Origin of the sequence: Methylobacterium sp. Leaf108, from assembly GCF_001423265.1 — a bacterium.
GTDB lineage: Bacteria > Pseudomonadota > Alphaproteobacteria > Rhizobiales > Beijerinckiaceae > Methylobacterium.
This window is the reverse complement of record NZ_LMND01000033.1, coordinates 126,098-147,821: the sequence shown is the minus strand read 5'-3', so window position 1 is coordinate 147,821 and position 21,724 is coordinate 126,098. Positions and strand designations below refer to the sequence as shown.

General features: G+C 69.9%; 18 protein-coding genes and 1 pseudogene. 13 read left to right on the top strand and 6 right to left on the bottom strand.

The genetic code is table 11. The features are described 5' to 3' along the window. Positions 1–271 precede the first annotated feature (271 nt). The 5 genes and pseudogenes from ASF39_RS20805 to ASF39_RS17855 form a co-directional block, all read left to right on the top strand. Positions 272–706: pseudogene (locus ASF39_RS20805) on the top strand (VOC family protein); the annotation flags it as partial. 282 nt (positions 707–988) lie between these two features. Continuing rightward, positions 989–1,567, top strand: a complete 579-nt coding sequence (locus tag ASF39_RS17870; protein ID WP_056286494.1) for an NAD(P)H-dependent oxidoreductase — start codon at positions 989–991, stop codon at positions 1,565–1,567. Positions 1,568–1,691: 124 nt separating this feature from the next. After that, positions 1,692–4,001: a ribonuclease R gene (gene rnr / locus ASF39_RS17865; protein ID WP_056286413.1), complete on the top strand. Its 2,310-nt coding sequence runs from the start codon at positions 1,692–1,694 to the stop codon at positions 3,999–4,001. Between the two features lie 101 nt (positions 4,002–4,102). After that, positions 4,103–4,546: a DUF983 domain-containing protein gene (locus ASF39_RS17860; RefSeq protein WP_082494652.1), complete on the top strand. Its 444-nt coding sequence runs from the start codon at positions 4,103–4,105 to the stop codon at positions 4,544–4,546. Next, positions 4,485–5,246: an NUDIX hydrolase gene (locus ASF39_RS17855; protein ID WP_055888270.1), complete on the top strand. Its 762-nt coding sequence runs from the start codon at positions 4,485–4,487 to the stop codon at positions 5,244–5,246. Before ASF39_RS17860 ends, ASF39_RS17855 begins: the two co-directional genes overlap by 62 nt. 63 nt (positions 5,247–5,309) lie before the next feature. Here ASF39_RS17855 and ASF39_RS17850 read toward each other — a convergent pair whose 3' ends face one another. Then, complete coding sequence (locus ASF39_RS17850; protein ID WP_056286410.1) at positions 5,310–5,507, bottom strand: DUF2735 domain-containing protein; 198 nt, start codon at positions 5,505–5,507, stop codon at positions 5,310–5,312. Between the two features lie 415 nt (positions 5,508–5,922). Here ASF39_RS17850 and ASF39_RS17845 point away from each other — a divergent pair, with 415 nt between their 5' ends. The 5 genes from ASF39_RS17845 to ASF39_RS17820 all read left to right on the top strand — a co-directional run bounded on the left by ASF39_RS17845 (position 5,923) and on the right by ASF39_RS17820 (position 12,171). After that, positions 5,923–7,452 (top strand): hypothetical protein, encoded by a 1,530-nt coding sequence (locus tag ASF39_RS17845; protein ID WP_056286408.1) that lies wholly within the window; start codon positions 5,923–5,925, stop codon positions 7,450–7,452. Between the two features lie 248 nt (positions 7,453–7,700). Continuing rightward, positions 7,701–9,014 carry an MFS transporter gene (locus tag ASF39_RS17840; protein WP_056286406.1) on the top strand — a complete coding sequence of 438 codons (1,314 nt, stop codon included), beginning with the start codon at positions 7,701–7,703 and terminating at the stop codon, positions 9,012–9,014. A gap of 64 nt (positions 9,015–9,078) precedes the next feature. Then, a complete protein-coding gene (locus ASF39_RS17835; RefSeq protein WP_056286403.1) occupies positions 9,079–9,453 on the top strand; it encodes a YciI family protein in 375 nt (124 codons plus the stop codon). 196 nt (positions 9,454–9,649) lie between these two features. Further along, on the top strand, positions 9,650–10,555 hold the full coding sequence (locus tag ASF39_RS17830) for a LysR family transcriptional regulator (protein WP_056286401.1): 906 nt from the start codon (positions 9,650–9,652) through the stop codon (positions 10,553–10,555). Between the two features lie 284 nt (positions 10,556–10,839). Then, the gene (locus ASF39_RS17820; RefSeq protein WP_056286393.1) at positions 10,840–12,171 is read left to right on the top strand and encodes a UDP-glucose/GDP-mannose dehydrogenase family protein; all 1,332 of its coding nucleotides are present in this window, start codon (positions 10,840–10,842) and stop codon (positions 12,169–12,171) included. A gap of 74 nt (positions 12,172–12,245) precedes the next feature. On the opposite strand, the gene ASF39_RS17815 is transcribed toward ASF39_RS17820, so the two are convergent. Both ASF39_RS17815 and ASF39_RS17810 read right to left on the bottom strand, forming a co-directional pair. Continuing rightward, on the bottom strand, positions 12,246–12,698 hold the full coding sequence (locus ASF39_RS17815; RefSeq protein ID WP_055888285.1) for a response regulator: 453 nt from the start codon (positions 12,696–12,698) through the stop codon (positions 12,246–12,248). Between the two features lie 73 nt (positions 12,699–12,771). Beyond that, positions 12,772–13,239 carry a BLUF domain-containing protein gene (locus ASF39_RS17810; protein WP_055888287.1) on the bottom strand — a complete coding sequence of 156 codons (468 nt, stop codon included), beginning with the start codon at positions 13,237–13,239 and terminating at the stop codon, positions 12,772–12,774. Between the two features lie 254 nt (positions 13,240–13,493). Here ASF39_RS17810 and ASF39_RS17805 point away from each other — a divergent pair, with 254 nt between their 5' ends. The 3 genes from ASF39_RS17805 (at position 13,494) to ASF39_RS17795 (ending at position 18,836) form a co-directional block, all read left to right on the top strand. Next, positions 13,494–14,903: a flagellar hook-basal body complex protein gene (locus ASF39_RS17805; protein ID WP_056286390.1), complete on the top strand. Its 1,410-nt coding sequence runs from the start codon at positions 13,494–13,496 to the stop codon at positions 14,901–14,903. 148 nt (positions 14,904–15,051) lie between these two features. Continuing rightward, positions 15,052–16,929 (top strand): flagellar hook-associated protein FlgK, encoded by a 1,878-nt coding sequence (flgK, locus tag ASF39_RS17800; protein WP_056286387.1) that lies wholly within the window; start codon positions 15,052–15,054, stop codon positions 16,927–16,929. 65 nt (positions 16,930–16,994) lie between these two features. Continuing rightward, positions 16,995–18,836, top strand: a complete 1,842-nt coding sequence (locus tag ASF39_RS17795; RefSeq protein WP_056286385.1) for a hypothetical protein — start codon at positions 16,995–16,997, stop codon at positions 18,834–18,836. A gap of 12 nt (positions 18,837–18,848) precedes the next feature. Here the strand turns inward: ASF39_RS17795 and ASF39_RS17790 are convergent, their stop codons facing one another. The 3 genes from ASF39_RS17790 to fmdA all read right to left on the bottom strand — a co-directional run bounded on the left by ASF39_RS17790 (position 18,849) and on the right by fmdA (position 21,658). Further along, positions 18,849–19,877 (bottom strand): aliphatic amidase, encoded by a 1,029-nt coding sequence (locus ASF39_RS17790; RefSeq protein WP_055888294.1) that lies wholly within the window; start codon positions 19,875–19,877, stop codon positions 18,849–18,851. A gap of 170 nt (positions 19,878–20,047) precedes the next feature. Further along, positions 20,048–20,365 carry a zinc ribbon domain-containing protein gene (locus tag ASF39_RS17785; RefSeq protein WP_055888296.1) on the bottom strand — a complete coding sequence of 106 codons (318 nt, stop codon included), beginning with the start codon at positions 20,363–20,365 and terminating at the stop codon, positions 20,048–20,050. A 63-nt stretch (positions 20,366–20,428) separates the two neighbouring features. After that, complete coding sequence (gene fmdA, locus ASF39_RS17780) at positions 20,429–21,658, bottom strand: formamidase (RefSeq protein ID WP_056286383.1); 1,230 nt, start codon at positions 21,656–21,658, stop codon at positions 20,429–20,431. Positions 21,659–21,724 lie beyond the last annotated feature (66 nt).

Genomic DNA, 21,724 nt, shown 5'->3' with positions numbered 1-21,724 from the left:
GGATCCGATGCGATCGTCGACGATGCGACGTGGCGCCGGGGCCTCCAACGAGGCTCCGGCGCTTCGCGTTCGGCGACAGGCCCGGCCAGGGACGCCTGCGGCCCGGCTCGCGGCCGGTCGGCGACGGCAGGAACCCGGCCGGGTGGCGGGCCGCCGGAAGCGGCGGTAAACCGGGTCGACGCTCGCTCGCCATGAGCGGCCGGTCGGACGACCGGAGATCGTCCTGCGGGACGCCCCGTCGCCCGCAACCGCCCCGTGGCCGGTCATCCGCATGCTCCATCTCGACCATCTCACGATCATCGCCCCGACCCTGCGGGAGGGGGTGGCGCACGTTCGCGACGCCCTCGGCCTCGACATGCCCTTCGGCGGCCGGCACCCGGAGATGGGCACGGTCAATCACCTGCTCCGCCTCGGCGACGACGTCTTCCTCGAGATCATCGCGGTCGATCCGCAGGCCGCCCGCCCGGACCGTCCGCGCTGGTTCGGCCTCGACGATGCGGACCGGGTCCGGCGCGACTGGGACGCCGGCCGCCGGCTCCGGACCTGGGTCGCGCGAACGTCCGACCTCGGACCGGCGCTGGACCGGATGGCACCCCTGCTGGGACGCCCGCGGCGCGTCTCGCGGGGCGACCGGGTCTGGTCCTTCGGCGTCAGGGACGACGGTGCGCTTCCCCTCGACGGGCTGGCGCCCTGCCTGATCGACTGGGGCGCGCGCGGCTCCCCGGCCGCCGCCATGCCGGACGCCGGTGCCCGCCTGTCCGCCTGTCCGCCTTCGTCGTCGAACACCCCGACCCCGCGCAGGTCGAACGCCTGCATCGCGAGCTCGGCCTCGCCTCGCCGATCGCGATCCGGGCGGGTCCGCAGCTGCGCTACGAGGCCGTCGTCGCGACGCCGGCCGGTCTTCGGACCCTGTGGTAAGGATGCGGGCGGAAACGGGCGATGGCCGGGCAAATCCGCCAGGCTCGCCGCGCCATCTCGGGAGACGCCCATGACCCTCACGATCCCCGTCATCCTCGGCTCCGTCCGCTCGGACCGGCAGGGCCTGCGCGCCGCCCGCTTCCTGATCGCGCAGCTCGAGGCGCGCGGATACGAGGCGCCGCTGGTCGACCCGGCCGTGCTGCAGCTCCCGCTCCTCGACCGGATGTACAAGGAGTACCTCAAGGGCGAGGCGCCCGGGGTGCTGGAGGATCTCGCCGTCCTCTACCGGCGCTCGGATGCCTTCCTGGTGGTCTCGGCCGAGTACAACCATTCCATTCCGCCGGCCCTGTCCAACACCCTCGACCACTTCCTCGAGGAATACGCCTGGCGACCGTCGGCGATCTGCTGCTACTCGGCCGGCCAGTACGGCGGCGTGCGGGCGGCGATGCAATTGCGCGCCATGCTGTGCGAGCTCGGCACCCCGAGCATCCCCTCGCTGCTGCCGATCCCGCGGATCGGCAAGGCCCTCGACGCGGACGGCGCGGCGAAGGAGGAGTGGCTCGGCCGGGCGGCCGCGCGCTTTCTCGACGAACTGGTCTGGTACGCCGAGGCACTGAAGCAGAAGCGTGCGGGTGGGACGCCGTATTGAGACGCGCCCGCGTCGACATTGCCCGGGACGGCCAGCGTTCCCATGTTGCGTGGACGAGTCGAATGGTGTCCCATCGGCTCACCTATTCTTTGCGCGCCTCGTCCGGCGCAGCGAGCCCCCATCCTTGGCCAAGCGCATCCACCCCAACCCGAACGGGCCTGCCTTTCCCTCGCGCGAACAGGTGCTCGCCTTCATCGCCGGGTCGTCCGAAAAGGTCGGCAAGCGCGAGATCGCCCAGGCCTTCGGCATCAAGGGTGCGGCCAAGATCGAGCTGAAGCGGCTGCTCAAGGAGATCGAGGAGGACGGCGAGGTCGAGGGCGGGCGCGGCGGCCTCACGCCCGCCGGGCGCCTGCCGCCGGTGGTGCTGGCCGACATCACCGGCCGCGACCGCGACGGCGAGTTCGTCGCGATGCCCGCCGAATGGGACCACGCCAAGGGCCCGCCCCCGAAGATCCGCGTCGAGATCCCCCGCGGCGGCCGCAAGCCCGGACGGCCGGCGCCGGGGATCGGCGACCGCGCGCTCCTGCGCGTCGAGCAGGAAGAGGGCGACCGCGGCCGCTACGCCGGCCGCATCGTCAAGGTGATCGGCAAGAACAAGGCCGACGTCATCGGCGTCTACCGCACCGGCCGGGACGGCGGCCGCATCGTGCCCGTGGAGAAGCGGGCGCAGGGGCGCGAGATCGCGATCCCCGCCGGCGAAGAGGGCACGGCGCGCGACGGCGACCTCGTCAGCGTCACGCTCACCCGCGAGACCCGGTTCGGCCTGCCGCAGGGGCGGGTGCGCGAGCGCCTGGGGTCGCTGGGCTCCGAGAAGGCGGTGAGCCTGATCGCGCTCCATCTCCACCACATCCCGCACGTGTTCGCAGCCGATACCCTGGCGGAGGCCGACGCGGTGAAGGCCGCCGGCCTGAAGGGCCGCGAGGATTGGCGCGACCGGCCGCTGCTGACCATCGATCCGCCCGACGCCAAGGACCACGACGACGCCGTGATGGCGGTGCCCGACGACGACCCGGACAATCCGCAGGGGTTCGTCGTCACCGTCGCCATCGCCGATGTGGCGGCCTACGTCCGCGCCGGCACCGCGCTCGACCGCGAGGCGCTGATGCGCGGCAACTCGGTCTATTTCCCCGACCGGGTGGTGCCGATGCTGCCCGAGCGCATCTCCAACGACCTCTGCTCGCTGCGCCAGGGCGAGGACCGCCCGGCGCTGGCGGTGCGCATGGTGATCGGCGCCGACGGGGTGAAGCGCCGCCATACCTTCCACCGCGTGATGATGCGCTCGACGGCGAAACTCGCCTACGCGCAGGCGCAGGCCGCCATCGACGGGCACCCCGACGACACGACGGCGCCGCTCGTCGAGACCGCCCTGCGGCCGCTCTGGGGCGCCTACGCGGCCCTCGTGAAGGCCCGCGAGGCGAGGGGGCCGCTCGCCCTCGACCTGCCCGAGCGCAAGGTGCTGCTGACCGCCGACGGGGCCGTCGACCGCGTCGTGGTGCCCGCCCGCCTCGACGCCCACCGGCTGATCGAGGAGTTCATGATCCTCGCCAACGTCGCCGCCGCCGAGACCCTGGAACAGGCCCGTCAACCGCTGATCTACCGCGTCCACGACGAACCGGCCCTGGAGAAGATGCGGGCTCTGGGCGAAGTGCTGGCCTCCATCGGCATCAAGCTGCCCAAGGAAGGCGCCCTGCGCCCGGCCCTGTTCAACCGCATCCTCGGCCTGGTGGCCGAGACCGAGCACGCCCTGTTCATCAACGAGGTGGTTCTGCGCAGCCAGGCGCAGGCGGTCTACGCGAGCCAGAACCTCGGGCACTTCGGGCTGAACCTGCGCCGCTACGCCCATTTCACCTCGCCGATCCGGCGCTACGCCGACCTCATCGTCCACCGCGCGCTGATCACCGCCTGCCGGCTCGGGAGCGACGGCCTGTCGTCCGACGTCACGATCGGCGCCCTCGACCGGATCGGCGAGCAGATCTCCGCGGCCGAGCGCCGGGCGATGGCGGCCGAGCGCGAGACCATCGACCGGCTGATCGCGCACCACCTCGCCGACAAGGTCGGGGCCACCTTCACCGGGCGGATCTCCGGGGTCACGCGCTCCGGGCTCTTCATCAAGCTCGACGACACCGGAGCCGACGGCTTCGTGCCGATCTCGACCCTCGGGGCCGATTACTACCGCCACGACGAATCGCGCCATGCCCTGGTGGGCGAGCGCAGCGGGGAGACCCATCGCCTGGGCGATCCCGTCGAGGTGAGGCTGGTGGAGGCCGCCGCCGTGGCCGGCGCCCTGCGCTTCGAACTGCTGTCGGAGGGCCGCGCCCGCGAGGACAAGCGCGCCACCGCGCCGGGCTCGCGGCCGGTCCGCCGGGCCGGCGTCCCCGGCCGGCCCGCCGGCATCCGCAACACCGGGTCGCGCCACCGCGGCTCGCGCCGCTGAGGCGAACGGGTTAAGCTCGTCGCATGGCCGTTCAGGACGACGATATGACGACGCCAAGTGCGACGACCGCTCCGACCGTCAGAAAAGGACTGGTCCGCTCCATGGCGACCGGCTTCCTCGGCCGGTGCCCGCATTGCGGCGAGGGCAAGATCTTCGGCCGCTTCCTGAAGGTGCGGCCCGAGTGCGAGGCCTGCGGGCTCGAGATGCATCACCACCGGGCCGACGACCTGCCGCCCTACATCGTGATCTTCATCGTCGGGCACATCGTCGGCTACGCGCTCCTGAAGATGGAGACCGAATACGACGTGCCCTTGTGGTTCCAGCTCAGCTTCTGGCCCATCGTCACCCTGATCATGGCGATGGCGCTGCTGCAGCCGGTGAAGGGTGCCGTGGTGGGCCTGCAATATGCGCTTGGCATGCATGGCTTCGCCACGCTACCGCTGCCCCGCGCCGAGGCGGCGGTGCGGCCCGAGGACCTGCAGCATGGACCCGATTTCCGGCGCGGACCCGGCGACGACAGAACCCCCGGCCTCGGCCACGCCTGAGCGGGGCGGGCGCCCGCCAGCCGCGCGGCCGCGCAACGCCGCCACCCTCATCCTCGTGGACCGCAAGGGCCGCACGCCCAAGGTGCTGATGGGCCGGAGGCACGCCGGCCTCGCGTTCATGCCGGGCAAATTCGTCTTCCCCGGCGGGCGTATCGAGACTTGGGACCGGCACATGCCGGTGGCCGGCGCGCTCTCGGCCAGGGCCGAGGCCGCCCTGACGGCCCAGGTGGTGCGCCCGCCCCATCATCTCGGCCGATCCCTCGCCCTGGCGGCGATCCGCGAGACCTACGAGGAGACGGGCCTGCTCCTGGGCACCCGCGACTACGGCGCGCCCGAGGACGTACCGGACGGCCCCTGGGCGGCGTTCCGGGACAACGGCGTCCTGCCCGACCTGGAGGCGATGCATCTCGTCGCCCGGGCCATCACCCCGCCGGGGCGGCCGCGCCGGTTCGACACCCGCTTCTTCGCCATCGACCGCACGGCGGTGGCGGGCGAGACGCCCGGCGTGGTGACACCCGACTCCGAACTCGTCGAACTCGTCTGGGTGAACCTGTCCCAGGCGCGCAAGCTCGACCTGCCGCGCATCACCGACGTCATTCTCGGCGACCTGGAAGCGCAGGTCGCCGGCGGCTTCGCGCCCTATCTGCCGATCCCGTTCTACTTCGAGCGTCGGGGCCAGCGGCAGCGCGTGCTCCTCTGACGGGCGGCCGGCAGCGGGCCGGCAGGCCGCGCCACGCGCTCGATCGCCGTTCGGGCTCGCGGATCAGGACCGGCGCGGCTGAGGCGCGTCCTGGATCGCAGCCGCATGGTACCAGCTGCCGCTGAAGTCGCAGACCGGCACCTGCTGGGCGTCCTGGGCGGATCCGGACTTGAGGCCGGACGGCTGCCCCGAGCCGGTTGCCCGCGTCCGCGGCACGAAGGCGTAGATCTTGGCGGTTTCGCGCGTATTGCTGATCGTCATCGGTGCTGTCTCTCTATGGCGCCGGAGCGTATGGCGCTCGATATGACGTGATCATAGCCCAATTCTGACCCCGATTGCACGGTTTACTTCCATCTATTCCGATGAGTGCGATCATTATGAGCATGCCGTATTTTAAATCAGGCCGTAGAGCGCGAGTTTGATCACAGTTTAACGATGCGCATATTTCCATCACCTTTTATCGATGCGAGAAAAAGCGGCAGACACGCGACGAGATCGATATTGCGATGCAAAAGGATCTACGCGCACCCTCGAGGAGCGAGGGCTTCGTCCGGCGTGGTCATCGCTCCGGCCGCAAGTCTTTCGCAAGGGCGGGGGGCGTAGGGACAGGTCGGGTTCGCCGTCCCGGAGCCGGTGCAAGAGATGCATTCGAGACAGACATGCACTTGAGACAGACATGGATCTGAGACTCCGTCTCGACGGTCGCGCCCCGCGCCGCTGGCACGCGACGCTGATGACGCGTCTGATGCGGCTGCCCGGCATCGCGCTCGACCTCGATGCCTCGCCCGGCCCCGGCGGCCTGCCGGACAACGCGGCCCTGCTGTTCCGCCTCGAAGCGCTCATCGGGCGCGTGCCGGCGAACGGCCCCTCGGCCCCGCTGCCACCGGACGCGCTCAGGGCCTATCCGGCACCGCGCGACGCGACGCCCGACCTCGTGATCGACCTGTGCGGCGATGTCGTCGCCGGCGCCGCCCCGCGGGTCTGGACGCTGCGCTTCGACGGGGTCGCCGGCGAAGAGGGCCTGCTCGCCTGCCTCCTCGACGGACGGATGCCGGTGGCGACCCTGGCGGAGGACGGCCGCACCCACGTCGCGGCCCGGCTCGGCACCGAATCGATCGGTGCCGCGCTGATCTCCTTCGAAGACGCCCTCGCCCGCGTCACGACGCTCATCGTGGCGGCGGTGTCGCAGCACGAGCCCGCCATGCCGCAGGGCGGGGCCGTTGTGCCCACCCCGCCGCCGCCGCCCGACCTCGGGCTGCCGGCCCTCGCCCGGCGCGCGACGCGGATGCTGGCCTGGGCGGTACTGCGGCGGATCTACCACCTGTGCTACCGGGCGCCGCACTGGCGTGTCGGCTGGCGTCACCTGACCGGGCCCGACCTCGTCGACCTCAGGGCCCTGCCGGGGACCGGCTGGCACGACCTGCCCGACGACGGCCACCGCTTCTACGCCGACCCCTTCGCCATCGACCACGGCGGCCGCACGGTGCTGTTCGTGGAGGATTACGAGCACGCCCGCGGCAAGGCGATCATCTCGGCTGTGGCGTTCGACGAGAACGGTCCGGTGGGTACGCCGGTCCCGGTCCTCGACGAGCCCTACCACCTCTCCTACCCGTTCGTGTTCGCCCGCGACGGGCAGGTCTGGATGATCCCGGAGGGCTCGGCCAACGGCACCGTCGACCTCTACCGCGCCACCGCCTTTCCCGGCGGCTGGGTGAAGGAGGCGACCCTGCTCTCCGGCCTGACCGCCGGCGACGTGACCCTGCTCGAACACGCCGGGCGCTGGTGGATGTTCGCCACCGTGCGCGACGTCCACGCCGACCACGACGGCGGCCCGGTGCGCGGTTCCTATTCCGACGCCCTGCATCTGTGGTCCGCCCCGGATTTCCGGGGGCCCTGGACCGCGCATGCCCACAACCCGGTGCTCATCGACATCGCCTCGGCCCGCCCGGCCGGCCACATCGTCGCCCGCGACGGCGTCCTGATCCGCCCGGTGCAGGACGGACGGCGCGGTTACGGCGAGGCCCTGGCGCTGGCCCGGATCGACCGCCTCGACGACGACGGATTCGGCCAGACCGTCGAGACGACCGTCCGGGCCGGGCCCGGCTGGCGCGGCAAGCGCTTCCACACCCTCAACCGGTCCGAGCGGTTCGAATTCATCGACGGCTCCGGTCGCGCCCCGCGCTGGCCCATCCGCGGGCACGGTTGAAGCCGACTCTTCATCCGGACCTCGACGAAGAATTGTATCGACCGACGATTCGATGCGGGAACCAAGGCGCTCGCGGTGCGGTTGCGGAACGTCGAAACGACACGGGGCCCAGGCTGCCGGTCCGTTCGGTGTTCATCAGCCTTCCCGAACCGCCGGTCCGGCCCACCGACCACGCCTGCTCCGAGAGCCCGCTTTCGGACGGGGCCGTCATCGGGCCCGCCCCACGGCCGATCACGTCAGGACCACCGATGACGGCACAGCCTTCCTCCGATCAGCACGTCCGCACGCCCTCGGCCCGGTCCCTGCGCGGCCTCGACGCCCTCAACTTCTTCCTCGCCGACGTGCGCGACGGCCTCGGCCCCTATCTGGCCATCTACCTCATCGCCGTGCGCGGCCCCGACCAGGGCTGGAACGAGGCGACCACGGGCCTGATCATGACCATCGCCGGCATCGCCGGCCTCATCGCGCAGACGCCGGCCGGCGCCCTGATCGACCGCAGCAGCCACAAGCGCGCCATCGTCATCGCCGGCGCCCTGGCGGTGACGGCGAGCTGCCTGACACTGCCCTTCGTGTCGAACTTCTACGTCGTGGCCGCCACCCAATCGGTGGCCGGCATCGCCGGGGCGGTGTTCCCGCCCGCGCTAGCCGCGATCACGCTGGGCGTCGTCGGCCCGAAGATGTTCGCCAAGCGCATCGGCCGCAACGAGGGCTTCAACCACGCCGGCAACGCGGTCTCGGCGGCCATCGCCGGCTCGACCGCCTACTTCTTCGGGCCGATCGTGGTGTTCTGGCTGATGGCGGTGCTGGCGGTCCTCAGCGTCGGCGCGATGCTGATGGTGTCGGCCGACGCCATCGACGACGATCTCGCCCGCGGCCTCGACGAGAAGGCCGGACAATCGGACGAGCAGGCCTCCGGCATCGGCGCCCTGCTGCAGAACCGCTACCTGATGCTGTTCGCGGTGCTGGCGGCGATCTTCCACCTCTCCAACGCGGCGATGCTGACCTCGGTCGGGCAATTGCTGACGAAGCTCGCCGGCAAGGAGAGCGCGACGTCGCTGATCTCCGTCTGCATCGTGGCGGCGCAATTCGTGATGGTGCCGGTCGCCGTCTTCGTCGGCGCCAAGGCGGACGCCATCGGGCGCAAGCCGATCTTCCTCGTGGCGTTCGGCGTCCTCGCCCTGCGCGGCGCGCTCTATACCGTCTCGGACAACCCCTACTACCTCGTCGGCGTCCAGCTCCTCGACGGGGTCGGGGCCGGCATCTACGGGGCGCTGTTTCCCATCGTGGTCGCCGACCTCACCCGCGGCACCGGGCGCTTCAACGTCTCGCAGGGTGCGGTCGCCACCACGCAGGGGCTCGGCGCCTCGTTCTCGGCGACGCTGGCCGGCCTCATCATCGTCTCGGCGGGCTATTCCACCGCCTTCCTGGTGCTGGCGGGCATCGCCGCGGCGGGCTTCGTGCTCTACCTCGTCGCGATGCCCGAGACCTACGGCTACGCCCCGCCGACCTCGTCGGGCACGAAGGACGGCGGCCGACGGCCGGTGGCGACGCCCGCGGAATAGGGCCTCGCCCGGTCGGTGCTATCCTCCCCGCGCGACGAAGAGAGATCGTGCCGGGGAGGGCGGAATGCGGGTGATGGTTCTGGTCAAGGCGACCACCGAGAGCGAGGCGGGCGTCATGCCCTCGCCCGTCCTCCTCGAGGCGATGGGACGCTACAACACCGACCTGATCGAGGCTGGCATCCTGAAGGCGGGGGAGGGCCTCCGCCCGACCTCCAGGGGCAAGAGGGTGGCGTTCGACGGGGCGGATCGCACCGTCGTCGACGGGCCGTTCCCCGGGCCGCACGACCTCGTCGCCGGTTTCTGGCTGTGGGAGGTCGACGACCTGGACCAGGCGGTGGAATGGGTGAAGCGGTGCCCCAACCCGATGCTTGGCCCCAGCGTCATCGAGATCCGGCCGCTGTTCGAGCCTTCGGATTTCGACGTCGATCCCGCCTCCTGATCCGTCGGGACGAAGCATCGTCGGATAGGATTTATTTCACGTGAAACACATCCTTCCGGCCCGATCCGCCGGGAGGCCCGCGCCGGGCGATAGCCCGGCCGGGGGATGGCCAAAGAGATGGCAAGGTCCGTGCAAAGGGGGGATCGCCCGAGCGGCCGAGCGGCCGCGAACGCGCCGATGCACGACCGGGGGCCCGATGCTGCACCATCGCCTGCTGGGCTATCTCGACGAGGTCGCCCGCAGCGGCTCGATCCGCGCCGCGGCGGCGCGCCTCGACGTGGCGTCGAGCGCGATCAACCGCCAGATCCTCGCCCTCGAGGCGCAGATGGGCACGCCGCTGTTCGAGCGGATGCCGCGGGGCCTGCGCCTCACCGCCACCGGCGAGATCCTGATCCGCCACGTCCGCGACACCCTGCGCGGCCACGAGCAGGCGCTGGCCCAGGCCGCCGCCCTCAAGGGGCTCAGCCGCGGACGGGTGACGATCGCCACCATGGCCGGCCTCGCCGCCGGATTGCTCGCCGACGTGATCCGCGAGTTCCGCGAGACCCATCCCGACATCGTGGTCACGGTGCTCGTCCTGCCGGCCGAGGGCATCGTCGCGGCACTCCTGGCCGGCGAGGCGGACCTGGCGCTGGCCTACCGGTTGCCGTCGCATCCGCGCCTGACCTGCATCGCCGCCTTCGAGCATCACCTCGGGGCCGTGATGGCGCCGACGCACCCCTTGAACGGGCGCGACCGCCTGCGGCTGGCGGACTGCCTCGCCTATCCGCTGGTGGTCGCCGAGCCATCCATGGCCCTGCGCGACGTCCTCGACGACCTGGTGCCGCCAGGGCTCGCCCTCACGCCGGCGGTGGAGACCAATTCCATCGAATTGATGAAACGCCTGGCGATGACGGCGCCGCACATCGCCTTCGTCAACCTGCCGGACGTCTGCGACGAGATCCGCCGCGGCGTCCTCGCCTTCATGCCGCTCACCGAAGCCAGCGCCGTTACCCAGACCGCCCGCCTGATGCAGCGGTCGCGCGCGCATCTCGACGGCCCGACCCACCTCGTGGCCCGGCGCATCGAGGCCGCCTTCGACATCCACGATTCCGCAGACTGATGCGCGACCGGCCCGATCCCGCGGACGGCGGGGCCCAAGGGCGGAACCCGCCGATGTCCACCCCGTCCCGGACCGATGCCGCCCGGTCTAAGTCCTTGCCATGACGTGGGTGCTGGTGACAGGTCCGATGGCGCGGCCTATCAAGGCGCGAAGCGGCATGCCCGAGTCGTCGGGGAACGGCCCTGCCGTCCCTTGGCAGTCCGCACCCATCGGCGGACCACGCGCCGGACCGGTGCACGCGTCGACGAGGCCGGCCTCGAACAGGAACCAGAGGGTCACAACGGATGCGCATCGCTATCGTAGGGTCCGGCTACGTCGGCCTCGTCTCGGGAACCTGCTTTGCCGATTTCGGACACGACGTGATCTGCGTCGACAAGGACCCGGCCAAGATCGAGGCCCTGAAGGCCGGCCGCATGCCGATCTACGAGCCCGGGCTGGAGGCGCTAGTGGCCGACAACGTGCGCCAGGGCCGCCTCAGCTTCACCACGGACTTCGCGCCGGCGGTGGAGCAGGCCGATGCGGTCTTCATCGCGGTGGGCACGCCCTCACGCCGCGGCGACGGTTTCGCCGACCTCACCTACGTCTTCGCGGCCGCCCGCGAGATCGCGGCATCGCTCACCGGCTACACGGTGGTGGTCACCAAATCGACGGTTCCGGTGGGCACCGGCGACGAGGTCGAGCGCATCATCCGCGAGGCGCGACCCGAGGCGGACGTCTCCGTTGTTTCCAACCCTGAGTTCCTGCGCGAAGGCGCGGCGATCGAGGACTTCAAGCGCCCCGACCGCATCGTCATCGGCAGCGAGGATCCGCGCGCCACCGAGCTCATGGCCAAGGTCTATCGGCCGCTCTACCTCAACCAGGCGCCGATCCTGGTCACCGGCCGCCGCACCGCCGAACTGACGAAATACGCCGCCAACGCCTTCCTCGCTACCAAGATCACCTTCATCAACGAGATCGCGGACCTGTGCGAGCAGGTCGGCGCCAACGTCCAGGAGGTCGCCCGCGGCATCGGCCTCGACAACCGCATCGGGGGCAAGTTCCTCCATGCCGGCCCGGGGTACGGCGGCTCATGCTTTCCCAAGGACACACTGGCCCTCGTCAAGACCGCGCAGGACGCAGGCACCCCCGTTCGCCTCGTGGAGACGGTGGTCTCGGTCAACGACCAGCGCAAGCGGGCAATGGCCCGGCGCGTGGTGGCGGCCTGCGGCGGCTCGGTGCGGGGCAAGACGATCGCCATCCTCGGCCTCACCTTCAAGCCCAACACCGACGACATGCGCGATGCGCCGTCCCTGTCGATCATCACCGCCCTCCAGGACGGCGGCGCGCGCATCGTCGCCTACGATCCGGAGGGCATGGAGCAGGCCGGCCTGATGCTGTCGAACGTCACCTACGCGCAGGATGCCTATACCTGTGCCGAGGGTGCGGACGCCGTGGTCATCGTGACGGAATGGAACGCCTTCCGGGCGCTGGATCTCGCCCGCCTGCGCGAGATCATGGCCGCCCCGGTGCTCGTGGACCTGCGCAACGTCTACACGCCGGCCGAGGCGATGCAGCAGGGCTTCCACTACACCGGCATCGGCATCACGTCGAATACGGCGGTCGACGCCGCCGGGTGATGCGGCCGCCGCCCGCGGCGCAGGTGCCGGTAACCGCCGACCTCTGAATTGGCCGGCCTCAGAACTTGCCGGCCTCAGAACTTGCCGAGCATCGGAAAGTCGACGCTGAGGGTCGATTCGGCCGCGAGCGGCGCCTCGCGCTTGCGCGGCTTGCGGTTGATCACCTGCTTGAGCTTGGACTTGAGCACCGACATGTCGAACGGCTTGAGGATGAAGGCGTCCGCGCCGGCCTGGTGAGCGAGGTTGATGTCCTCGAACTCGAACGAGGCCTCGGTGAGGATGAAGGGGGTGTTCATCAGGGCGTCGTCCCCCCGGATCTCGCGCAGGAGCGAGAGACCGTCCATCGGCTCCATGTCGAGGTCGGCGATGACGAGGGCGTACTTGCGCTGCCGAAGCCGCTCGAGGGCCTCCAATCCGTCGGTCACCCCCTCGACGTCCGGAAACCCGAGGCGGTTCATGAGCAGGATGACCAGGCGGAGAAGCTTCTCCTGGTCGTCGACGATGAGAATCGGGGGCGTCTCGCTCATGGCGTCTTGGACTCGAGGTGGTCACGGCCCCGAAGATCGGAGTCAGGATATCGGATGACGGCGGTGTTCGTGGTCATACGAATAGGTGATCGATGCCCTGCTTCGACATCGACTCGGTCTGGAGCGCGAGGGCGAGGGACTGGATCGAGATCGCGCGCGGCGTGCCGCGCTGGAACATCGGCAGGAGGTTGGCCTTCTGGAACAGGGCGTCGTTGGCGGGATTGCGCACGCAGGTGGAAAAGGAGTTCACGAACTCCCGCTTCACGATCTCCCGCCATTCGACGATCTGGACGTCGCGGTGGCGCGTATCGACGTTGATGCGCCCGAAGGTGTCGTTGACCGACATCCGCTCGCCTTCGATGATCTGGGCCGCGAAGTTCTGCTCGACGATCAGAAAGCTCGTGATGACAGAGAACTCGTTCTTCTTCTGCGCCTGACGGGTGATCTCGCCGAGTTCGCGAGAGCGCGTCAGTGCATCGGCGGCCAGGTTCAGCCGCGAGAAGTAGATGAGGTGGACGAGGGTCGTCCGCTTGTTTTTCATCGAACCTGGTCCAGTGGTCACCGCCGGGAACGCTACAGCCATCGGCCATAACGCCGCGTAAACGCGCTCAAAGACCGGCAAATCCTGCCGGGACCGGGCCGCGGACCGGCGTTTTCTGCCGCCCCGCCAGCCGCGATCGTGAATCATATCAATGGCTTGGTCTCGGCACGGGGCTTGCGCCGGCTGGTCCCGGGATCGGTCCGCGCTTCGGCCGCTCCCCGACGAACGGTCATGCGCGAGAGGTTTTGCCGGCCATGGATGTCTTCACCGCCCTGCAGACGGCCGTATCCGGCCTGAAAGCCCAATCGTTCTCGCTCAACAACATTTCGGGCAACATCGCGAACTCGCAGACGACCGGCTACAAGCGGATCGACACGAACTTCGTCGATCTCATCGCCGAACAGCAGCCCGGCCGCCAGGTGGCGGGCTCGGTCCTGGCCGATTCGCGCCTGACCACCACGATCCAGGGCGGCCTCAACGCCACCAACGTCGGCACCAACATCGCCCTCAACGGCGACGGCTTCTTCACGGTCCAATCCAAGACCAGCGACGCCAACGGGCAGCCGACCTTCTCGACCGCCGAGAAATTCACCCGGCGCGGCGACTTCGCCCCCGACAAGGACGGCTACCTCGTCAACGGCGCGGGCTCCTACCTCAAGGGCTCGACCCTCGACCCCGCCACCGGCCAGGCCTCCTCCGAGGGGCCGATCAAGATCTCGAACGCCCTCCTGGCGGCACAGCCGACCAGCACGATCACCTATTCGGCCAACCTGCCGAAGGTGCCGGCGACCACCAACGCCTCGGCCGCCTTGCCCGGTTCGGAGCTCCTGGCGCCGTTCGGGACCGCCCCCAACCAGCGCGACCCGCGCATCCTCAGCGGCACCGGGACCGCGAGCGTGGCCGCGGGCGACGCGCAGAGCCTCGTCAACAACAGCGTGGTCGGCCCGACCATGACCCTGTACTCGGCCAGCGGCGGCCCGGTGAGCCTGGCGACGCGCTGGGCCAAGGTGCAGACGGGCGAGCCCGCCACCGGGACCGCGGCCGCCACCGACGACGTCTGGAACCTGTTCTACGCCAACAACAGCACAGCGGGCCTCAACCAGTCGCCCTGGACCAACGCGGGGACCGCCTTCGGCTTCAACGCCAGCGGGCAGCTCACCGCACCGGCCGCAACCTCGATCACGGTTCCCGACGTGACCATCGACGGGATCAACCTCAACGACCTCACCCTGCGCTTCGGCAGCGGCGGGCTGACCCAGTACAACACGTCCGACGGGCGGGTGACGACCAACACCCAGCAGCAGGACGGCTATGCCTCGGGATCGCTCATCAGCACCGAAGTGACCGAAGACGGCACGATCGCGGGCACCTACAGCAACGGCAGCACCCTGTCCCTGGCCAAGATCAACGTCGTGCAGTTCACCAACTCCGACGGGCTGAAGTCGGATTCCGGCGGCAACTACGAGCAGACCATCGACTCGGGTCCGCCCCTGGTGGGCCTGAAGGGATCGACGGTCATCGGCGGCACCATCGAGCAGTCGAATACGGACATTGCGAGCGAATTTTCGAAGATGATCGTAACCCAACAGGCGTATTCGGCCAACACCAAGGTCATGTCCACCGCGCAGGACATGATGTCGGCGCTGATCAATATCATTCGCTGATCGCGGAAGAGGGTCTGCCGGCCCGAGCACCGGGCCGGAACACGGATCGGATTTTCGGCAGATGCCCGGTGCGAGGGCAATTTCTTAGAGACTCGGGCCGGATATCCTATCCGGTCAAGGCCTCGACGACCGCGAACGGAGGGACGAGATGGCCACCAACGCCCTGAACACGGCCACCGCCGGCCTGCGGGTGACCCAGGCCGCCATCGGCGTCGTCTCCCAGAACATCGCCAACGTCGGGACCGCCGGCTACGTCAAGCGGACGTTGTCCACGGTCAGCGACGGCGTCGGCAATTCGGGCGTCGCCACCGGCCTGATCAACCGCACCCTCGACGAGGCGGCCCAGACACAGCTGCGCCTGGAGACCTCGGGCTCCGCCTACACCGGCCGGATCGCCGACGTGCGCGGCCAGCTCGACAAGCTCTACGGACAGCCGGGCAGCGCCACCGCCCTCGACGGCGTCGTCAACGGCTTCGCCCAGGCGCTACAGGGGCTGGCCGCCGATCCGACCTCACCGCCGGCCCGTTCGACGGTGGTCGACCGGGCATCGAGTCTCGCCGCGAAGATCGGCGGCATCGCGCAGGGCGTGCAGAACCTGCGCGGCGCCGCCGAGTCCCAGCTCGCCACCGAGGTTCGCGACGTCAACGACCTCCTCAGCGCGATCGCAAACCTCAACACCAAGATCGTCGCCTCGGGCGACGATTCCGCCAAGGCCGACCTCCTCGACCAGCGCGACCAGAAGGTCACGACCCTCGCGAGCTTCCTCGACGTCAAGACGGTTCCCCAGCGCGACGGCTCGGCCACCATCGTCACCGGCTCCGGGCTGACCCTGGTGGAACGGGCGGTGGCGACGACCCTGAGCTTCGACCAGCGCCCGGCGATGACCCCGGAGGCGAGCTATTCCACCGATCCGGCCAAGCGCGGGGTCGGCACCATCATCGCCCGCCAGCCGGGGGGGGCGGGCATCGACCTCATCGCCGACGGCGGCATCGGCTCGGGCTCCCTGGCGGCGGGGATCGAGCTGCGCGACACCATCCTGCCCCAGGCACAGCGCCAGCTCGACGATCTCGCCGCCGGGCTCTCGCGCAGCTTCTCCGACCGGCAGGCCACCGGGACGGCCGTCACCGCGGGCACCGCCTCGGGCTTCGACATCGACCTGACCGGCCTGAGCGCCGGCAACGCGATCACCCTGAGCGTCCGGGACGCGGCGGGCACGCAGCGCAACCTGATCCTGGTGCCCTCGAACCTGCGGCCGGCGCCCGCCGTGAGCGCGTCCGACACCAGCGACCCGTCCGCGACGGTGATCGGCTTCAGCCTGCCCACCAGGCCGGGCGACCCGAGCGTCGCCGACACGCTCGCGGGCCTCTTGAGCCCGACCTATTCCGTCACCGCCCAGCCCGGCGCCGGGGCCTTGCGCATCCTGAGCGATCCGGCCGCGAACGCGCCGACCCTGCTCGCCACGAGCGCCAGCGTGACGGTGCCGCGCAGCGGCGGCGACACCCAGACCGGCCAGCCGCAGTTCGCGCTGTTCGTCGACGGCGCCCGGTCGGGCAAGCTCTTCACCGGATCGATCGACGGGGGCAGCCAGCTCACCGGCTTCGCCCAGCGCATCGCCATCAACCCGTCGGTGGCGCAATCCACCGCCACCCTCGTCAACACCAGCCCCACCACCCAGAACGGCGACACCACCCGCCCCGATTTCCTCTACGACGCCCTGACGCGCACCAACCGCACCTTCTCGGCGGCCAGCGGCATCGGCGGCATCAATGCGCCCTTCGTCGACAGCGTCCAGGGGTTCGCGCAGCGCATCGTCGACGCGCAAGGGGCGGGGGCGGCCAATGCCAAGGACCTCGACGAGGGCCAGACCATCGCGCTCTCCACCGCCCAGAGCCGCTTCGCGTCGAAATCCGGCGTCAAGATCGACGACGAGATGTCGACCCTCATCCAGCTCCAGACCGCCTACACCGCCAACGCCCGGGTGCTCACCGCCGCCCGGGACATGCTTGACACCCTGATGCGGATCTAGCGCGCTGCGGGGCGTGCCCCCGTTCCGCCGGCTCATCCCATCCGTGACCGCATCCGAGGCCCGCCATGTCCATCTCGCCCTTCACCGCCGGCACCTACGTCTCGGACCGGAACGCCGCCAACCTGGTGTCGATCAAGAACCGCCTCGACGGCCTCTCGACGCAGCTCGCCACCCAGCAGACCGCCGACAGCTACGGCGGCCTCGGGTCCGCCCGCACCACCAGCCTCTCGGCCCATGCCACCCTCTCGGCGCTGGACGGCTACGACGCGGCCATCGCCGGCGCCACCACGCGCGTCAACCTCGCCACCACCAGCGTCACCCAGGTCGCGACGCTGGGGGACGGCGTGCGCGCCTCCCTCGCCGCGGCGGGCACCTTCGGCACCGGCCCGTCGGTGGACACCGCCACCAAGATCGCCCGCAGCAATCTCGACGCGGCCCTCGACGCGCTCAACCAGCAGGCGGCCGGCCGCTACCTGTTCGGCGGCCGCGAGACCGATCGGCCGCCGGTGGCCGCCAGCGCCGCGATCCTCGACGGCGACCCCGTGCTCGGCCGCGACGGCCTCCGGGACGTCATCGCCGAGCGCAAGGCCGCCGACGGCGCCTTCAGCCCCGGCCGTGGCGGCCTCGCCGTGGGCAGCGCCGGCCCGGGCAGCGTGACGCTGTCGGAAGCCGCCACCGTCGCCGGCGACGGCGGCAAGGCCGCCGCCGACCGCGCCAACTTCGGCTTCTTCATCGGGTCAGTGACGAGTTCGCGCCCGGCCGCGATCCAGGCGACGCGCACCGCGGCGGTGGCCCCCACCGTGACCCCGAGCTTTTCGAGCCAGCCCAACGACGGCGACCTGGTGCGCGTGAGCGTCAACCAGCCCGACGGCAGCCAGCTGTTGGTGGATTACACCGCGCGCACCACCCCGACGCCGGGCACCAACGAGTTCGCCATCGGCACTTCCGCGAGCGAGGCCGCCGCCAACCTCTCGGCGAGCCTGTCGGGCAAGGCCGTGGCCGCGGCCCAGAGCGGGACCCCTCCCGGCGTGGACCTCGCCTTCTCCGGCGGTGCGCCCGCCAGCGTCGCGCTCTCCGTCTCCGGCACGACGCGCCCGGTCGACGGGGACACCGTGACGGTGGCGCTGGGCATGCGCGACGGCACCACCACCACCATCACGCTGACCGCCAAGTCGACCACCGCGACCGGCGGCAGCGGGCAGTTCCGGATCGATGCCGACCCGGCGGTGACCGCGCAGAACATGCAGGCGGCGCTCGCGAACGCCCTGAAGACCAGCGCGGCCACCACCCTGGCCGCGTCCTCCTCGACGATCGCGGCCCAGGACTTCTTCGCCGGCTCGAAGCAGACGGCCTTCGCCCCGCGCCGGGTCGACACCGCCAACGGCGGCTTCGTCTCGGAACCCGCGACGGCGGCGGCCAAGACCGTGATCTGGTACACCGGCGACGACACCTCCGCCGACCCGCGCACCACCGCCGCGGTCCAGGTCGACGCCAGCCGCAAGGTCGGCATCGGCGCCCAGGCCAACGAGGCGCCGATCCGGGCCGTCCTGGCGGGGATCGCCGCCCTGGCGGCCGAGCGTTTCACCGACACCTCCGCCGGCACGCCCGACAATGCCCGCTACCAGGCCCTGGCCGAGCGCTCGCGCACGGTCCTGGCGTCCGACCGGGCGGCGGGCAGCATCGAGAGCATCGCGAGCGACCTCAGCCTCGCCGCCCGCAACATGCAGGACGCCAAGGCCGAGAACGGTGCCACCCGCGCCGTCCTGCAGGACACCCTCGACGGCATCGACACCGTCGACGTCAACGAGGTGACGGCCAAGCTCCTGGCGCTCCAGACCCAGCTGCAGGCGAGCTACCAGGTCACCTCGACCCTCTCGAAACTCACCCTGGTCAACTACATGAGCTGACGCCGCAATGGGTCAGCGCGGCGTCGTCGGGATACCCGCGATCGGGCATTCCTCGGTCCCGACGCCGGGCCGGGTGACGGCGTGGACCGCCTCGCGGGTACCCTCCGGGTCCTCGATCCAGCGACGGTAGAAGTCGTAGGGGCATTCGGCCTTGCCGTGCTCGTTCTCCTTCGAGTTGATCATGCCCGTGTAGCCGCGGTGCAGGAGCTTGAAGAGGTGGTTCTCGGACTGCATGTGCGTGCGCGCATCGCGGATCAGGAACTTCGAGAGCGAGGCGTATTGGATGCCCATCTCCTCCGTGCCGCATTCGCCGAGCGTCCGGCCGTCGAACCCGATGATCGCGGAGTGGCCGAAGTAGGTGTAGACGCCGTCGAAACCCGCCGCGTTGGCCACGGCGACGTAGCAGTTGTTGGCGAAGGCCATCGCCTTCGACATCAGGATCTGCTGCTCCTTGGCCGGATACATGTAGCCCTGGCAGCGGATGATGAGCTCGGCCCCGCGCATGGCGCAGTCGCGCCAGATCTCCGGGTAGTTGCCGTCGTCGCAGATGATGAGACTGATCTTGAGACCCTTCGGCCCGTCCGAGACATAGGTACGATCGCCCGGATACCAGCCCTCGATCGGTGTCCAGGGCATGATCTTGCGATACTTCTGCACGATCTCGCCCTGGTCGTTCATCAGGATGAGGGTGTTGTAGGGCGCCTTGTTGGGATGCTCCTCGTGGCGCTCGCCGGTGAGCGAGAACACGCCCCAGACGCGCGCCTTGCGACAGGCCTCGGCGAAGATCGCCGTCTCCTCGCCGGGCACGGCCGAGGCGGTCTCGTACATCTCGGCGCCGTCGTACATGATGCCGTGGGTCGAGTATTCGGGGAAGATCACGAGGTCCATGCCCGGCAGGCCGGACTTCATGCCGACAACCATGTCGGCGATCTTCTTCGCATTCTCGAGGACCTCCGCCTTCGTGTGGAGACGGGGCATCTTGTAGTTGACGACGGCCACGCCGACGCCGTCGTTGCTCGAGGAAATGTCGCCGTGCATCATGACGGTGTTCCTTCTGTCATCGCGCGTTTCGCAAAGCCCGACGCATTCCCCATCCCCTGGCGGGGAGAGGGCAGGGGTGGGGGCGGTTCCGCTTTCAGTGCGGCAGGGTCAGCCCGCCACCCCCACCTCCATCTTCTCCCCGCAGAGGTAGGAGGGGGGCCACTTTCGCGTCAGTGGCTGATCATCCACGGCCGCGCGTGGGGGAAGCTTTTCGCGGCCGCCGGTTGCTTGGTCCTGGCAGCGCCGCCGCAACAGCCGCAGCCGGCCCCGTGGCCCGACGAGCGGCGGGGCGCGTGGGCGCTCCGCTCGTTGGTCGCATGCGCCTTGCGCTTGCCCGCATCCATGGAGGCGAGGTTGGGCGCGGTGAGGAAGGCGCGTCCGCACGACGACCCGCAGTCGGGGCAATCGTGCGGATCGCGGAACTGCGCCATCGGGCGCAGCACCGTGAACGGGCCGCAGCTATCGCAAGCGTAATCGTAGACGGGCATATCCGTGCTTTCAGGCAAAGTGGTCAGGGTTTGCCGCTCCGGAAAGAACGGCAAACCAGGAGACTACAGGTCCGGCGAGAGCGGCATCTGGATCGATCCGTCGAGGTGCTTGATCGGCCCGTCCGCACCGGGATTGATGTCGAAGTCGAAGATGCCCGTGGGAATCCACAGGGTGGCGCAGGCGTTGGGGATGTCGACGACGCCGGAGATGTGGCCCTGGACCGGGGCGGTGCCGAGAATCGAATAGGCCTGGGCGCCCGAGTAGCCGAACTTCTTCAGGTATTCGATCGCGTTGAGGCAGGCCTGGCGGTAGGCCACCGTGACGTCGAGGTAATGCTGCTTGCCGTATTCGTCGACCGAGACACCCTCGAAGATGAGGTGGTCGTCGAATTTCGGGGTGATCGGCGAGGGCTTGAAGATCGGGTTCTTGATCCCGTACTTCGCCATGCCGTCCTTGATCAGGCTGACCTTGAGGTGGACCCAGCCGGCCATCTCGATGGCGCCGCAGAAGGTGATCTCGCCGTCGCCCTGGCTGAAGTGCAGGTCGCCCATGGAGAGGCCCGCGCCCGGCACGTAGACGGGGAAGTAGATCTTCGAGCCGCGCGACAGATCCTTGATGTCGCAATTGCCGCCGTGCTCGCGCCCCGGGACCGTGCGGGCGCCCGTCGCGGCGGCCTTGTCCTTCGCCTCGCCCTTGAGCCGGCCCATGTGGGCGGTGGGACCGAAGGGGAGGGTGGCCAGCGCCGGAACGCGGGTGGGGTTGGTGTCGAACAGCGCCTTCTCGCGGGTGTTCCAGGTCTCGAGCATCTTGGGGTCGGGCAGGCAGCCGATCAGGCCCGGATGGATCAGGCCGGGGAAGCGCACGCCGGGGATGTGGCGCGACTTCGTGAACATGCCCTCGAAGTCCCAGATCGACTTCTGGGCCTGCGGAAAATGCTCGTCGAGGAAGCCGCCGCCGTTGTTCTTGGAGAAGAACCCGTTGAAGCCCCACTGGCTCTCGGGCTTGGCGCCGATGTCCAACAGGTCCACCACCAGGAGGTCGCCGGGCTCGGCGCCCTCGACGCCGATGGGGCCGGAGAGGAAGTGCACGATCGACAGGTCGATGTCGCGCACATCGTCGGCCGAATCGTTGTTCTTGATGAAGCCGCCGGTCCAATCGTAGGTCTCGACGATGAAGTCGTCGCCGGGCTTGACCATCGCCACCATGGGGATGTCGGGGTGCCAGCGGTTGTGCACCATGTTGTTGTCGTAGGCGGATTGGGTCAGATCGACCTTGATGAGCGTCTCGGCCATGCGCGTTCGTCTCCCTGGTGATCCCTGGATCCAGGCCGCTCGGCGGCCTTGGACGGCGTGTGTCCG